The sequence below is a fragment of the Mesorhizobium sp. M7A.F.Ca.CA.004.04.2.1 genome (genome assembly GCF_004022825.1).
Classification (GTDB): Bacteria; Pseudomonadota; Alphaproteobacteria; order Rhizobiales; family Rhizobiaceae; genus Mesorhizobium.
The window spans coordinates 1-15,271 of the sequence record NZ_RZPH01000002.1; the positions used below are offsets into that span (position 1 = coordinate 1).

Here is a 15,271-nt window from a genome sequence, read left to right on the forward strand (position 1 = left end):
GCCGAGCGTCGAGCTCTTGCCGGCGCCGTCGCCGGGTTGGTGCCGGCGGCATCCGGCAAGGTGGTCTTCGACGGTGTCGACATCACCGGCCTGGCGCCGGAGGCGATTGCCCGCAAGGGCGTCGCGCTGGTTCCAGAAGGCCGCCGTATCTTCGCCAGCCTGACGGTGGCCGACAATCTGCGTCTCGGCGGCGCAGTGCATCAGCCGGCGGCCGAGGCAAGGCTGCGCGAGGAGGAGATGCTGGAGTTGTTCCCGATCCTGCGCCGCTACCACCGCGTCAAGGGCGGCAATCTGTCGGGCGGCGAACAGCAGATGCTGGCCATCGCCCGCGCGCTGATGGGCAAGCCGCGCATGATCCTGCTCGACGAGCCCTCGCTCGGCCTTGCCCCGCAACTGATCGACACCGTCTTCGACCTGATCGCCGAACTGCGCCGCAAGGGCCTGACCATCCTGCTGGTCGAACAGAATGTGGCGCTGGCGCTCGAAATCGCCGACCGCGCCGTTGTGCTCGCCAATGGCGAGGTGGTGCTGTCGGGCACGGCAAAAGAACTCGCTTCATCGGACCTCGTCCGCCAAGCCTATCTGGGAGCTTAAGAAGCATGATCGCGCAGCAGATCATCAATGCGGTGAGCCTCGGCGGCGTCTATGCCCTGCTGGCGCTCGGGCTGGCGATCGTCTTTTCCATCGTCGGCCTCATCAACTTCGCCCATGGCGAGCTGATGACGCTGTCGGGCTATGCGCTTCTGGCCTCGCTGGTGCTCGGCTTCCCGTTCCCGGTGGCGGTGCTTGTCGCCGTCTCCTGCGGCGCGCTCGCCGCCGTCGCCATGGAGCGTATCGCCTTCAGGCCCATGCGCGGCGCCAGCGTCACCAGCCTGCTGTTGACCAGCTTCGCGGTTTCCAGCTTGCTGAAGGTCGTCTTCCAGAACGGCATCTCGGCACGGCCGCAAGCTGTCGCCATGCCTAGCTGGATGACCGGCGCCTTCTCCTTCGGCGACTTCACCATCGGCGTCGGTCCCAGCATCTCCATCGTCGTCTCCGCACTGGCGCTGATTGCGCTGGAAGTCTTCCTGCGCCGCTCGGTGACCGGCACGGCGATGCGCGCCGCGGCGGAAGATTTCGACGTCGTGCGCCTGATGGGCATTCCGGCCAGCCGCATCATCGCCACCGCCTTCCTGCTCTCCGGCCTGCTGGCCGGGCTGGCGGCCATGCTGTGGGTGGCGCAGCGTGCCTCGGTCGATCCGCTGATGGGCTTTACGCCGGTGTTGAAGGCCTTCATCGCCGCCGTCGTCGGCGGGCTCGGCAGCCTGCCCGGTGCGGTCGCCGGCGGCTTCCTGCTCGGCATCATCGAGGTGCTGTTGCAGGCGACACTGCCGGGAGCGATCGCGCCCTATCGCGACGCCATCGTGCTGTCGGGCGTCATCGCCGTGCTGCTGGTTCGCCCGCAAGGCCTGATCCCGGCGGTTCGCGCCCAGCGAAGCTGACCTGATGTATACCAAGCTCGAGTTCGCGCCACTGTCGCGCGACGAGGTGTTCGGCCTGATCGAGGCCGCGGCCTTCGCCGCGGTGGTGACATCGGGACCGCAGGGTCTTGTCGTCTCGCATCTTCCCTTCGTGCTCGATCGCGCGCGGGGTGAAAACGGAACGCTGGTCTCGCATCTCGCCAGGGCCAATCCGCACAGCGCGCTGATCGCCGAGGGCAGGGAGACGGTCGCCATCTTTCACGGTCCGCATGGCTACATCTCGCCGTCCTGGTATCCGCGCAATCCGGTGCGCGACAGCGCGCCGACCTGGAATTTTGCTGTCGTGCATTGTCATGGGCATCCGGTGCCGCTCGACGATCATGCCACCGCCCGGCATCTCCTGCAGCTTGTCGACGTGCTGGAGAAGGAGCGCGACGACCGCTGGTGCATGCGCGAACTGGGACCAGGCGGCATGGAGCGGCGCATACCGCATATCCTTGGGTTTGACCTGCCGATCGAACGGCTCGAAGCCAAGTTCAAGATGGGACAGGATGAGCGCCTCTACGACACGGGCGGAGCTATCGGGGCGCTGGAACAAAACGATCCGGCGCTGGCGGCGATGATGAAGGCGCACAACGCGCATCGCCAGGACTGACCGCCCGCATGCGGCAAGGATAAGAAAAAATGATCCCCAATCTCAACATCGTGCCCTTCGTCAGCGTCGATCATATGATGAAGCTGGTGCTGAAGATCGGCGTCGAGCGCTTCCTCGTCGAACTGGCCGGCTACATCGAGGATGATTTCCGCCGCTGGGAGCTGTTCGACAAGACGCCGCGCGTCGCCTCGCACAGCGCCGAGGGCGTCATCGAGCTGATGCCGACCAGCGACGGCGAGGTCTACGGCTTCAAATACGTCAACGGCCATCCCAAGAACATGCGCGAAGGCCGCCAGACGGTGACCGCTTTCGGCATGCTCGCCGATGTCCACAATGGCTATCCTGTCTTGCTATCCGAAATGACGATCCTGACCGCACTGCGCACGGCGGCGATGTCGGCTCTGGCCGCCAAATACCTGGCGCCGGCCGGCTCCAGCTGCATGGCGCTGATCGGCAACGGCGCCCAGGCCGAATTCCAGGCGGTGGCCTTCAAGGCGCTGCTCGGCGTCGACAGGCTGAGGCTTTACGACATCGACCGCACTGCCACCGAAAAATGCATCCGCAATCTCGCCGGTCTCGGCTTCGACATGGTCGCCTGCGGCACCGCGCAGGAGGCGGTCGAGGGAGCCGACATCATCACCACCGTCACCGCCGACAAGCAGTACGCCACCATCCTCACCGACAATATGGTCGGCTCCGGCGTGCACATCAACGCGGTCGGCGGCGACTGTCCGGGCAAGACCGAACTGCACCGCGATATCCTGCTGCGCTCCGATATCTTCGTCGAATATCCGCCGCAGACGCGCATCGAGGGCGAGATCCAGCAGCTTGCGCCGGATCATGAGGTGATCGAGCTGTGGCAGGTGATGTCGGGCGCCGTACAAGGCCGGCGCGATCCCGGTCAGATCACGCTGTTCGATTCGGTCGGCTTCGCCATCGAGGATTTTTCGGCGCTGCGCTATGTCAGGGATCAGCTGCGCTCGACTGGCCTCTACCAGGAACTCGACATGCTGGCCGACCCCGACGAGCCGCGCGACCTGTTCGGCATGCTGCTGAGAGCGGCCCAGCACGGTTGAGACGAGCGTTGTTCAGCCAGCCGAGCCCCACATGGCATCCGGCACCACCACCAGCTTGCCGACGAAATCCTTGGCGATGAAATCCGCCTGCGCATGGTGGAAATCGGAGAGCTTGTAGACGCCGCCGACCAGCGGCCGGATCTTTCTCGCCTCGATGTAGCCAACGATGCGGCGGAAATCCGCGCGCGTGCCCTGGCTTGAGCCATGCAGCTGCAACTGCTTCAGGTACATGGTCCTGAGATCGAACTGCACGACCGGGCCGGCAATCGCGCCTGCGGTAGTGTAACGGCCCTCGGGCCTGAGAATACGCAACAGGTCGTTGAAGATGGCGCCGCCGACGAGGTCGGCCACCACGTCGATCGGCTGGCCTCCGGTCGCCTCGTTCACGGCTCGCGGCAGGTCGGCAACACCACGGGTGATGACAACCTCGGCCCCGATGTCGCGCACCGCCTGTTCCTTGCCCTTGCCGACGACCGCATAGGGAATGGCGCCGCGCGCCCGTGCCAGTTGCACGATGCCCGAACCGACACCACCCGAGGCGCCTGTGACCAGCACACGCTCGCCGGCCTTGAGCGCGGCGCGCTCCAGCATCTGTTCACCGGTGAGGTAAGCGCAGCAGAAGGTGGCGAGTTCGATATCGCTCATGTCGGTGTCGATGACATGAGCGTTCTCGGCCGGCACGGCCTGGTATTCGGCGTAACCGCCATCGCGGCCATGGCCCATATAATCGATGTCGGCGAGTGAATCGTCGTCGCGGTTGTAGATCGAGAAATCGACCATCACCCGTTCGCCGATACGGTCCGGCGATACGCCTTCGCCGACGGCGGCGACGATACCGACGGTGTCCGTGCCCTGGATGCGCGGGAAAACAAGCGTGTTGCCCTGGCGGCGCCATGTCGACACGGCGGCAGCGTCCTCCTCCGTGCCATAGGCGCCCTGGCGCACCCAGACATCGGTGTTGTTCATCCCGCAAGCGCTGACCTTGACCAGCACTTCACCGGGAGCGGGCCCGGGCACTTTCACATCGCTGCGGTAGACGAGTTTTTCCGGTCCGCCGTGCCCGGTGAGCAGCACGGCGGCCATGGTGGCGGGGAGGGTTCTGATCATGGCATTCATCGGTCGATCTCAGAGATTGGCAAACACGCTCTTCACGGCATCGGCGGTCTTCGACACGACGATGTCGGCTTCCTCGCGGGTCAGGCAGAGCGGCGGCGCGAAGCCGAGAATATCGCCCTGCGGCATGGCGCGGCCGATGACGCCGCTTGCGGCAAGTGCCGTCGCCACCTGCGGGCCGATCTTGAGCGAGGCGTCGAAGAACACCCGGTCGTCCTTGTCGGCAACGAATTCCACCGCCGCCAGCATGCCGTCGCCGCGGACGTCCCCGACATTCGTGTGGCCGCCGACCGCCTTGGCCAGTTCGGCGCGGAAATAGGCGCCGGTCTCGCGGGCATTTGTCAGCAAATCCATCTCGTCGATCAGTTCGAGATTGGCCACACCGGCGGCGACGCAGATCGGATGCGCCGAATAGGTCCAGCCATGACCGAGCGAACCGAGCTTGTCGGAGCCCTCAACCAGCACCTGCCACATCTTGTCGGCGACGATGACGCCCGACAGCGGCGCATAGGCCGAGGTCAGGCCCTTGGCGATGGTGATCAGGTCCGGCTTGATGCCGTAATGGTCGGAGCCGAACATGGTGCCCAGCCGGCCGAAGCCCGTCACCACCTCGTCGGCGACCAGAAGCACGTCGTACTTCTTCAGCACCGCCTGGATCTTTTCCCAATAGCCGGCCGGCGGCGGCACGATGCCGCCGGTGCCGAGGATCGGCTCGCCGATGAAGGCCGCGACGGTTTCCGGACCCTCAGCCAGGATCATCTCCTCGAGCTTGTCGGCGCAATGCTGAGAAAATTGCTCCTCGCTCATCGAGCGGTCGGCGCGGCGGAAATAGTAGGGCGCCTCGGTGTGCAGGATCGGTGCGCGCGGCAGGTCGAAGGCGTTGTGGAACAGGTCGAGCCCGGTCAGCGATCCAGTCATCACGCCCGAGCCGTGATAGCCGCGCCAGCGCGAAATGATCTTCTTCTTCTCCGGCCGGCCGAGCACGTTGTTGTAGTACCAGATCAGCTTGATGTTGGTTTCGTTGGCATCGGAACCGGAGAGGCCGAAATAGACGCGCGACATGCCCTGCGGCGCGCGATCGATGATCATCTTGGCCAGCGTGATCGAGGCCTCGGTGCCGTGGCCGACATAGGCGTGGTAGTAGGCGAGGTTCTTCGCCTGGGCGGCGATGGCATCGGCGATCTTCTGACGGCCGTAGCCGACATTGACACAATAGAGGCCGGCGAAGGCATCGAGGCTCTTCTTGCCATTGTTGTCCCAGACGGTGACGCCTTCACCGCCGGCCATGATGCGCGTCGGGCTTTCGCCCCGCGCATGCGTGCCCATATGGGTCGAGGGATGGAAGAAGTGGTCGCGATCCCAGGCGGCGAGTTCGTTGGACTGGTCGAGCATTCTTTTGACTCCTGACAAAACGGCGATTCCGGCGCAGCTTAAGCTACATCCAGGCAGAGATATTTGAGATCGGTGAAAGCCTCGAGTCCGTGGCGCGAGCCTTCGCGCCCGATGCCCGATTGCTTGACGCCGCCGAACGGAATCGGCGCGCCGGTGATCTTGACGCGGTTGATGGCGACCATGCCGTAGTCGAGCGCGCGGCCCATGCGCTGCTGCCGGCCGCCATTCTCGGTCACGACATAGGCAACGAGGCCATATTCGGTAGCGTTGGCGCGGGCAATCACTTCATCCTCGCTGTCGAACGGCGTCACGGCGGCAACCGGACCAAACGTCTCCTCGCGCATGATCAGTGCTTCATCGGTGACATCGGCCAGCAGCGTCGGCTGATAGAACAGTGGGCCAGCCTGGTGCCGCTTGCCGCCGGTGAGGCAGCGCGCGCCGTGAGCGATGGCATCGGCGACCTGTTCCTCGACCTTCTTGACGGCGCGCTCGTGCATCAGCGGGCCGATGTCGGTGCTATCAGCAAGGCCATTGCCGGTCCGCAACGTCTCGATACGCTTGGCGAAGGCGGCGCAGAACCGATCGTAGATCGGACGCTGGACATAGATACGGTTGGCAGCGAGGCAGTCCTGGCCCGACGTGGCGAATTTGGCGTCGATGGCGATATCAACCGCTTTGTCCAGATCGGCATCGGCAAAGACGATCAGCGGGGCGTGGCCGCCAAGCTCCATCACCAGCCGCTTCATCGTCGCAGCACTTTGCGCGGCGATCAGCCGGCCGATCTCGGTCGAGCCGGTAAAGCTCATGGCACGGACGCGCGGATCTTCGCACATCCGGCCGACGATGGTCGAAGCCTTGCCGGTGATGATGTTGAAGACGCCGGCGGGCAAGCCGGCGCGTTCGCCGAGTTCGGCCAGCGCCAGCGCCGACAGCGGTGTTTCCGAGGACGGATGCGCAACGATCGTGCAGCCGGCGGCAAGGGCTGCCGCAGCCTTGCGGGTCAGCATCGCCGACGGAAAATTCCACGGCGTGACGACGCCGACGACACCGAGCGGCTCGCGTCGCACCATCATCTCGGCGCCCGGCAGATGGCTTGTGACGCTCTCGGCATTCAAGCGTTTTGCTTCTTCGGCATACCATTCGACGAAGGAAGCGGCATAGTCGATTTCGCCCAGCGACTCCTGCAGCGGCTTGCCCTGTTCCAGCGTCATCAGCAGAGCGAGGTCTTGCTTTGCAGCGATGATCAACTCGAACCATTTCCGCAGGATTTTCGAGCGCTCCTGCGGCAACAGCGCCCGCCACGCCGGGAAGGCGCGCGCGGCGGCATCGATCGCCTTCGTCGTCTGCCGGCCGTCGAGCGCGGCGACGAAAGCGACTGTGGTGCCGGTGGCCGGGTCGGTGACTTCGAAGCTTTCGGCAGCCTCGCTCGCCGTCCAGTGGCCATCGACATAGGCGAGTTCACGCAGCAGCCGGCGGTCGGCGAGGCGATCGAGCGCTTCATGGCGATGCGAGCGGGCGAAATGCGCGGACATGGTCGAGACCTCCCGGTTCGGACTGATGCGGGAAGATTATCCGTCCCGATGCAGACAGAAAGGCTGTTTGGACAGCCCCATAGAGAGAGATTGTCTCTATTGGCCCGCGGGCGCAGATGATCTCTCTGCTGACCGGTGGGCGGCACTAAACCTGGAGATTGGCCGAAGCCTCCCCGCCTTCGTCATCCACGGGCGGAGCAGGAGCGAAGCGACGCGGCGCAGACCCGAGGATCCATGCCGTGATCTTGGTCGAGGAATGCAGCGGAGCAGAATTCTGCACCGCAGCAGCGCTTTGAAGTCGCGGCATGGATCCTGGGGTCTGCGCCGCGTCGCTGCGCTCCTTGCTTCGCCCCAGGATGACGAAGCGATGTGCATTTCCGCCAAGCCATCAACGCAAGCACGTCCGACCCATCAAACCTTCGGCAGCGGAGGAGTTGACGATTACTTCCCCAGCTCGACCGACCGCAGCCGCGCAGCCTCCACCGCCTCTGTGAGAAGGCGCGTCAGCCGGTGCTCGCCCATCAGCACGGCCAGCGCCGCGGCCGTCGTGCCGTTGGGGCTGGTGACCTGCTGGCGCAGCACGCCCGGTTCCTCGCCGCTTTCGGCGGCGAGCGAGGCGGCGCCATAGACTGTCTGCATGGCGAGCAGCTTGGCGGTCGCCGTTGGCAGCCCGGCCTTCTCGGCGGCCACGGTCAGCGCTTCGATGAAATGGAAGATGTAGGCCGGCCCAGATCCGGAGACGGCGGTCACCGCATCCATCAGGCCCTCGTCGTCGATGGTGGCCACTTCGCCGCTCGCCGACAAAAGATCGGCGACGAAACGCTTGGTGTCATCCGACACGAGCTTGTTGGAGAACACCACCATCATGCCCTTGCCGATTGCCGCGGGTGTGTTGGGCATGCAGCGCACGATCGGCGCGCGGCTGCCGAGGATTTCCTCGAAGGTGTTGGCCGGCGTGCCGGCGGCGATGCTGACGAAGGTGGTGCGGCCATCGCCGAAACGCTTGTAGGCGGAGGTGACATCGCGGATCACCTGCGGCTTCACCGCGATGACGACGAGATCGGGCACGGCATCGGCCGGGATGCTGCCGGCATCGGCTGATGTCGCGCAGCCCAGCGTGGCCGCGCGATTGCGCAGATCGGCATTGGGCTCGACCACGAAAACCGCCGATGGCGCAAGCTTACCGGATTTCAGCCAGCCTGAGAGCATGGCGTAACCCATATTGCCGCAGCCGGCGAGAACAAGCCTGATCGTCATCAAAAGCCCTCCGAAGGAAGGCTTTCACATAGACGCTGGCGCTTCCCCGGGGAAGCCCCCGTCAGGAGGAACGGAAAGATCGCGAGCCGCGATCGGGATCGCGCACTGCCATCGGCCGCAGCGAGACTTGCCTGAGGCCAAATACGCCGAGCACGAAGAACAGCCAGACCGGGTCGCCGCGATGGAAGAAGAAGCTTTCGAGAAAAGCGTTCAGCGCCGTGAACAGCACCACCATCATGAAGAAGTCACCGAGAAAAATGTTTTCCCTGCGCAACGGAATGCGCATGTAGTCGCGCAGCGGCGCGATGAGGAAAGTGTAGACCGCCACGCAGAGTGCCGGAATGCCCATCAGCACGGCGATGTCGAGGTAGCCGTCATGGCCGTGCACGATGGTCCGGATGTCCCACGGCCGGTCGAAGGGCTGGTCCTGGTTGAGCAGCAAGGGCGTGCCCCAGAAGCTCTCATAGCCGTAACCGGTCCATGGCTTCTTCGCGAGCATGCTGCCGGCGAACTCCCACAGCGTCGTGCGGCCCGTATAGGTCATGTCCGGGAAATAGATCGCCGCGAGATGTTTTATCGGCGGCAGGAATACGATGCCCAGCGTGCCGACCGCTGTCGCGACGATCGCCAGCGCAAACAGGATCGGCGTGCCGAGCCGCATGCCGATCAGGCTCGGGAACATGACGATCAGGATCGAGAACGGCACCAGGCCGGCTGTCGTCTTGGAGCCGGTGTGCAGCATGAAGATCATCGCAGCGAAGAAGATCCCGGCACCCCAGTAGCGCTGTCCGCGCCGGTAGAGATAGAGGCCCGCGAAGCTGAGGCAGGCCATGATCGGCCCGGCGATGTTCTTGTGGGTGAACACGCCGCGCCACAGGCCGGCATGCTCAGGCTCCTGCGAGTCGGCGGTGTGCATCGCCTCATGCGGAAAAACGATGAGCCCGAGATAGGAAAGGCCCATGACCACGACGGCGGTGAAGATGATCACCTTCGAGAAGGCTTCGGCGTCGCGAGGCAGCACCAGGATCGTCGCCATCGTCAGGATGCCGATCAGGGTGAAGGAGGCGGCGCGCATGGCCGAAGGCGGATCGGTCGACAGGATCACCGAGAGGAAAAAGAAGCCCAGCATCAGCATCCAGGACGGGCTGAGCAGCGAGCGCACCACACGCGGATCGGCAAAGGCCATCAGCGAGAAGATCGACATGGCGCCGAGCGAACCGAAGCCAAGCTGGTTGACGATGTCGCCGCCTTGACCGGCGAGTTCTGCGCCGCCCGGCTGGAACGGCCGGAAGGACACCATGATGACGGTCAACAGCAGCGCGGCAATGGCGGTGGCCACGCCTTCGCGCGTGAACGCGGCGCTGAGCGGCGCGCGCTCAGTTTTTCTCAGGCTGGCGATATTGCTCATTGGCATATCCGAATTCGGCCAGCACGCGGCCCAGCGCCACATGGACAGGGTAGATGGCGATATCAGGCGATCCGGTCCGCGCCAGCCGGATCAGGCCGCGAAGCGGCGAGGCGGCAAGCAGTGCCAGGCTCTTCAGCAACACCTTGGCGCCGGCCAGCGGTGTGCCGGCGCGCTTCTTCTTTTCGACCAGTGTCGAGATGACACCGTTGCGCAGGCTGCGGGCCCGGATCCAGTCGGCTTCGATACGCCGGGCCGGGACGGTTTCATGCACCTTGGCCTCGGCGCACCAGCCCAGCACAAAGCCCTTTTGCGCCGACCGGCTGAGAAAGTCGGAATCGCCGCCGCCCATGAAGTTGAATCTGAGATCGAGAAAGGGTGGACCCATGGCGATCAGCACGTTGCGCCCGACCAGAAGATTGCCGGACGAATAGAGCGCCGGCACCCGCCCGGTTGCCCGATAAGGCGGCGCGAACACCGGATGCTCGGCCCATCGCGCATGGGCGGGGTCGGCAAACACGGGCACCTGCGGGCCGCCGACAATATCGGCACTGAGCGTTTCGGCAGCCCGGCACATCCGTTCCAGCCACTGCGGATCGGCGATCTCGTCATCGTCGATGACCAGCAGATGCCTGAAGTTCGGGAATTGCAGGATGGCTGTCTGCCAGCCGGCATTGTAGGCGCTGCAATTGCCGCGCTCATGCGCGATGATGACCAGGCCCGACATTTCGCCCCGCTCGAACAGCGGCAGCGCTGCCTTGGCGCCGGCCCGCGCCTCGGCTTCGTTCTCCATGACGATCACGGCAAAGCGCCTGCCGGTTTGCTGCGCTCGCAGCGACGCCAGCGTTTCCAGCACCTGCTCGGGACGCTTGAAGGTCGGCAAGGTGACGACGGCTTCGACGGCCTCGACGTCAAGCCGCGGCGTGCGTCCCGCGACCGATACCGAACCGTCCGATGGCAAAGGGATCATCCGTGTCCAGCCACATGGTGAGTTGGGCTCTGGTAGCACCGCGGTTGATAAGGTTTCGTTAATCACCTTGCACGGAGAACGCCTGCAAGCAGAGGCTTTCGGCCGTCGAATGTGCTCGCTTAATCAAGGGTTCACCGCGCTTTGCTACCGGCTACACCACTGGATAGGTGAGATGCATCTACTGTTCGCCACATCGATCGTGCCCGACGGTGCTCTCGCCTCGGGCTACGAGATCGCAAACGCTGCGATCATCGCCGCCCTGCGGCGCGCTGGCGTGCGCGTAACCGTCATTGGTTTCACCTGGCCGGGGAAACCCGCGGCCGACCCCGAAAACACCGTGGTGCTGGGTGCCATCGACGTGCGCACGGACAATGCCTCCGCGCGGCAGAAGCTGGCCTGGGTCGGCAAGGCGCTGCTTTCGGGCCTCACCTTCGCCTCGGTCAAGCTGCGCGCCGTGTCCGACAGCGATGTTCTCGCTGCCATCGAGCAAGCTGGACCGGTTGACGGCTACGTGCTGAATTCCGTGCAGTTCGCCGGCGCCTTCGAAAAGCTGTTCACCGAGCGGCCTTCGATCTTCGTTGCCCACAATGTCGAGTATCTTTCGGCGCGGGAGAACGCCGCTGCCGCCGGCAGCCTCTTCCAGCGCCTGCTGTTTCGTCGTGAGGCGAGGTTGCTCAAGGCCGTCGAAGAGCGTGTCTGCCGCCGGGCGCGCTTCGTCTTCACCCTGGCCGAGGAAGACCGCGCCGCACTCGGTGTCGCCTCCGACAACCGCTCGGCGGTGCTGCCGCTGGTGACCGGTGCCCAGGCGCCAACCCTGAAAGGCCCGCGCCGCATCGACTGCGACGCGGCCCTGATCGGCACCTGGACCTGGCAGCCGAACCGCATCGGCCTCGACTGGTTCCTGGACAAGGTGGTGCCGCATCTGCGGCCCGATTTCCGCATCCGCATCGCAGGCCACATGCCTTCGGGCGTCGCCTCGAAGCATCCGGGTGTCGAACTTGTCGGCCGCGTGCCCGACGCGCAGGCTTTCGTGCGCGGTGCTGCCGTCATTCCGCTGATCAGCACCGCGGGCAGCGGCGTCCAGTTGAAGACCATCGAAACGTTCGAACTCGGCCTGCCTTCGGTCGCCACGAGCCGTTCGCTGCGCGGCATCGACCACCGTCCGGCCAACTGCGTCGTCACCGACGATCCCGTCGCCTTCGCCAGGGCTCTCGAGGCTGCGGCGGCCGACATCCGCGACGTCGACGGCAGCGCGTTCCGGGGCTCGCAGGTCAAGGCGCTCGACGCTGCCATCCGGCTCGGCCTCGAAGAGCTTGAGCCTGCCAGGCAGGAGGCGTTTGCATGAACATGCATTCCGCCCGCGCTGCGTTCGGGCTCGACAAGCTGATGACGATCCTTGGCATCCCGGTGGTTGCGGTCCGCTGGAACGATGCCATCGCCCTGCTGAACCGGTTGATTGCCGAGCGGCGCTTCACCAAGGTCAGTTTCCTCAACGCCCACAACGCCAACATCGCCTATACCGACCCGGTGTTCGCCGGGGCACTCGATGATTTCCTCATCCTGCCCGACGGCATCGGTATCGATCTGGCGGCGAGGCTCCTCTACGGGGCGCCGTTTCCCGACAATCTCAACGGCACCGATTTCGTCCCGGCCTTCCTGCAGGCCTCGACGACGCCGCTGACCGTTGGGCTGCTCGGCGCGACGCGTGTCAATGCCGAAGCGGCGTCGGTCAAGCTGGCCGCCTTGGCGGTGCAGCACCGGTTCGTGGCGATCCATGACGGCTATTTCCCCGCTTCGCAGGAGCAGGAAATCGTCGACCGGATCGCCGCGCTTCGGCCCGACGTGCTGCTCGTCGCCATGGGCGTGCCGCGCCAGGAATTGTGGATCGAACGCCACATCGACGCGCGCCACTGCACGCTGCCGATCGCCGTCGGCGCGTTGCTTGATTTCCTGAGCGGCGCGGTGCCCCGCGCGCCCTTGTGGATGCGCCGGCTGCGGCTCGAATGGCTGTTCCGGTTGGCTGTCGAACCGAGCCGCCTGTGGCGCCGTTATGTGGTCGGCAACCCACTGTTCCTGCTGCGCGTCGTCAGGCAGAAATTCTCGCTTGCGCCCGAAGCCGCGGAGGATGTCAAGTGAACAGCAGGTTCGTGCCAGGCACCGCTGTCGAGCCAGGCCCGCTGCGGCAGACACCGACGGCGGCCATCGTGACGGCAAGCTACGCGCCCGACTTCGAGCGCTGCCGCCTGCTGTGCGAGACACTTGATCGCCACGTTTCGGGCGCGGCGCACCATTACATCCTGGTCGAACATCGCGACGTCAGGCTGTTTCGCCAATTGGAAACCGGCCGCCGCACGGTCGTCGACGAGCGTGAATTGCTGCCGCGCTGGCTGCACGCATTTGATGATCCGCTCAGCCTGTTTCGCCGGCGCGTCTGGCTCAGCCTGAAGACCCAGCCGCTGCGTGGCTGGCACGTGCAGCAATTGCGTCGCATCGCCATCTCGGCGCATGCATCTCAAGATGTGCTGATCTTCTGCGATTCCGATGTTGCCTTCCTCAAACCTTTCGACTGCGCCGCCTTCTGGCGCGACGGCAAGGCGCGGCTGTTCCGCCGCGACGGCGTGCTGGCGGACGAAGGTCATGAGGAGCATCGCATCTGGTCGCGCAACGCGGGGTCGGCACTCGGCATCGATCCGTCCCGGACATCGGTCCACGACTACATCTCGACGCTGATCGCCTGGCGGCGCGACACCGTGCTGGCCATGTGCGGCGAGATCGAGAAGGTCCATGGTCGCAACTGGGTCGAGGTCGTCGGCTCGGCGCGCAAATTCTCCGAATGCATGATCTACGGCCGCTATGTCGACGATTTGCTACAGGGTGCCGGCCACTTCCACGGTTCGGAGGAGTTCTGCCGGGTGCACTGGACCGGCGAGGCGCTGTCGGACGACGAGTTCCGCCGCTTCGTTGCCGCCATGGCGCCGGAGCAGGTGGCGATCGGCATGCAATCCTTCATCGGCACCGATATCGGCCGTATCCGCCGTTTGACCGGGCTGGATTAGATGGGCTTTGCCGGTTTACGCATCGCCGAATAGGTGAGCAGCGTCGAGGCGAGATACAAAAGCAGGAAGACGACATTGAGCGACAGCACCAGGTTCGGCGTGTCGAGGATGGTCGTCAGCACATAGGTCAAAAGCAGCGCCTTCAGTGCGGCGAGCAGACCGAGATTGAGCGCCCGCACCAGCGTCTGGCCGCGCGCGAACAAAAGCTCGGCCTGATATTCGACCAGATTGCGCAAGCCAGGCACGCAGATCGCCAGCACGACCAGCGGCGCGGCCTCGGCGACATTCTTGCCGAGCGCATTGGGGAAGAAATGCAGCACGATGCCAAGCGTCAGCAGCGCTGCCGTGGAGACCGCGAACACACCGCCTTCGATGCCGCTCTTGACCGCCAGCCGTGACAACAGTTCCGGTGCGCGCATCATGCGCTGCACCAGCATCATCGAGAAGGTGCGGATCGGAATGGCGGTCAGGTCTACCAGCCGCATAATGATGGCGTAGATGCCAGCCAGATGCGGGCCGCCGATCGCCAGCACCAGCAGCTTGTCGAACTCCATCTGCAGGTAGAACAGCACTTCGGCGCCGGCCACGTAGACAGAATCGGCCAATCGCCTGAGATAGAGCTCGATGCGCAGCCGCAACCGCTGGCGGGGGTAGAAGAAGCCGAAGGCAATCAGCAGCGAGGCGGCATTGGCGCCGATATAGAACCACGACCATATCCAGACGCTGTGATGCGCAGAGAACATGAACAGCACCGCGCCAAGCGCCCGCAACGCGGTCGCCAGGATAGCCAGCAGCGCGGCGCGGCCGAATTTGCCCAGGCCATTGTTGACGATCAGCGCCACCTCGACCGGCCGCCACAGCAGCGCTTCGGCAAAGACGATTGCCGCAAACACCGACAGCGGCACGGTGTCGGCGAAGAAAAGCAGGTAGACGCCGAACGAGGCCGCGGCCAGCAGCGGCAGCGACAGCACGCCGAGCAGCAGGAAGCCGGCGGAAAAGGTGCCGATCAGATTGGGGCGGATGGTGGCGGTGCGGTAGAGCGCCGAGATGAAACCGAAGGCGAGGATGCGCGACAGCATGACACCGGCCGCCGAAGCGGTGGCGAACATGCCGAATTCGGAAATGGACAGCGTGTTGGCCAGCGCGATGAAATAGGCCAGCGAAAACACCAGTCGCCCGCCGGCGCCGCTGATCGCCGAGAAATAGTCGCGAAGCAGCCCCCGTCGTTCGGCCAAAAAGCTGCCGATCCGGGCGAGGGGCCGCCTTTGCGGTATGTCACTGGCCTGCGTCATTTCTCAAGGAGAGCCTAGGCGGGAAAACTTAACGTGCCGTTCTGGAGGCTTAAGCCTGTGTCG

General features: G+C 64.8%; 14 protein-coding genes. 7 read left to right on the forward strand and 7 right to left on the reverse strand.

The window, feature by feature from the left end; all coding sequences use genetic code 11:
* The 4 genes from EN893_RS00285 to EN893_RS00300 form a co-directional block, all read left to right on the forward strand.
* A partial coding sequence (locus tag EN893_RS00285) for an ABC transporter ATP-binding protein (protein ID WP_164900678.1) occupies positions 1 to 594 on the forward strand: 594 nt, incomplete at its 5' end.
* Between the two features lie 5 nt (positions 595 to 599).
* Positions 600 to 1,481: a branched-chain amino acid ABC transporter permease gene (locus EN893_RS00290; protein WP_127269886.1), complete on the forward strand. Its 882-nt coding sequence runs from the start codon at positions 600 to 602 to the stop codon at positions 1,479 to 1,481.
* Positions 1,482 to 1,485: 4 nt separating this feature from the next.
* Positions 1,486 to 2,115, forward strand: a complete 630-nt coding sequence (locus EN893_RS00295; RefSeq protein WP_127269888.1) for an FMN-binding negative transcriptional regulator — start codon at positions 1,486 to 1,488, stop codon at positions 2,113 to 2,115.
* 29 nt (positions 2,116 to 2,144) lie between these two features.
* On the forward strand, positions 2,145 to 3,191 hold the full coding sequence (locus tag EN893_RS00300) for an ornithine cyclodeaminase (RefSeq protein WP_127269890.1): 1,047 nt from the start codon (positions 2,145 to 2,147) through the stop codon (positions 3,189 to 3,191).
* 12 nt (positions 3,192 to 3,203) lie between these two features.
* Here EN893_RS00300 and EN893_RS00305 read toward each other — a convergent pair whose 3' ends face one another.
* The 6 genes from EN893_RS00305 to EN893_RS00330 all read right to left on the reverse strand — a co-directional run bounded on the left by EN893_RS00305 (position 3,204) and on the right by EN893_RS00330 (position 10,860).
* Positions 3,204 to 4,307 carry an alcohol dehydrogenase family protein gene (locus tag EN893_RS00305; protein WP_127269892.1) on the reverse strand — a complete coding sequence of 368 codons (1,104 nt, stop codon included), beginning with the start codon at positions 4,305 to 4,307 and terminating at the stop codon, positions 3,204 to 3,206.
* 9 nt (positions 4,308 to 4,316) lie between these two features.
* The gene (locus EN893_RS00310) at positions 4,317 to 5,696 is read right to left on the reverse strand and encodes an aspartate aminotransferase family protein (RefSeq protein ID WP_127272619.1); all 1,380 of its coding nucleotides are present in this window, start codon (positions 5,694 to 5,696) and stop codon (positions 4,317 to 4,319) included.
* Between the two features lie 38 nt (positions 5,697 to 5,734).
* Positions 5,735 to 7,228: an NAD-dependent succinate-semialdehyde dehydrogenase gene (locus EN893_RS00315; protein WP_127269510.1), complete on the reverse strand. Its 1,494-nt coding sequence runs from the start codon at positions 7,226 to 7,228 to the stop codon at positions 5,735 to 5,737.
* A 441-nt stretch (positions 7,229 to 7,669) separates the two neighbouring features.
* Positions 7,670 to 8,485 (reverse strand): pyrroline-5-carboxylate reductase, encoded by an 816-nt coding sequence (proC, locus tag EN893_RS00320; protein WP_127269835.1) that lies wholly within the window; start codon positions 8,483 to 8,485, stop codon positions 7,670 to 7,672.
* A 61-nt stretch (positions 8,486 to 8,546) separates the two neighbouring features.
* A complete protein-coding gene (locus EN893_RS00325) occupies positions 8,547 to 9,893 on the reverse strand; it encodes an O-antigen ligase (RefSeq protein WP_127269837.1) in 1,347 nt (448 codons plus the stop codon).
* The gene (locus EN893_RS00330; protein ID WP_127269839.1) at positions 9,862 to 10,860 is read right to left on the reverse strand and encodes a glycosyltransferase; all 999 of its coding nucleotides are present in this window, start codon (positions 10,858 to 10,860) and stop codon (positions 9,862 to 9,864) included. Before EN893_RS00330 ends, EN893_RS00325 begins: the two co-directional genes overlap by 32 nt.
* A gap of 172 nt (positions 10,861 to 11,032) precedes the next feature.
* Here EN893_RS00330 and EN893_RS00335 point away from each other — a divergent pair, with 172 nt between their 5' ends.
* Genes EN893_RS00335 through EN893_RS00345 form a run of 3 tightly spaced genes read left to right on the forward strand, consistent with a single transcriptional unit; the run spans position 11,033 to position 13,916 of the window.
* Complete coding sequence (locus tag EN893_RS00335) at positions 11,033 to 12,205, forward strand: glycosyltransferase family 4 protein (RefSeq protein WP_127272679.1); 1,173 nt, start codon at positions 11,033 to 11,035, stop codon at positions 12,203 to 12,205.
* On the forward strand, positions 12,202 to 12,996 hold the full coding sequence (locus EN893_RS00340; protein WP_128361367.1) for a WecB/TagA/CpsF family glycosyltransferase: 795 nt from the start codon (positions 12,202 to 12,204) through the stop codon (positions 12,994 to 12,996). The genes EN893_RS00335 and EN893_RS00340 overlap by 4 nt, the downstream gene beginning before the upstream one ends.
* Positions 12,993 to 13,916: a DUF6492 family protein gene (locus EN893_RS00345; RefSeq protein ID WP_127271449.1), complete on the forward strand. Its 924-nt coding sequence runs from the start codon at positions 12,993 to 12,995 to the stop codon at positions 13,914 to 13,916. Before EN893_RS00340 ends, EN893_RS00345 begins: the two co-directional genes overlap by 4 nt.
* Here the strand turns inward: EN893_RS00345 and EN893_RS00350 are convergent.
* Positions 13,913 to 15,208 carry a lipopolysaccharide biosynthesis protein gene (locus EN893_RS00350; RefSeq protein WP_127272343.1) on the reverse strand — a complete coding sequence of 432 codons (1,296 nt, stop codon included), beginning with the start codon at positions 15,206 to 15,208 and terminating at the stop codon, positions 13,913 to 13,915. The two genes, EN893_RS00345 and EN893_RS00350, sit on opposite strands and share 4 nt — an antisense overlap.
* Between the last annotated feature and the right edge of the window lie 63 nt (positions 15,209 to 15,271).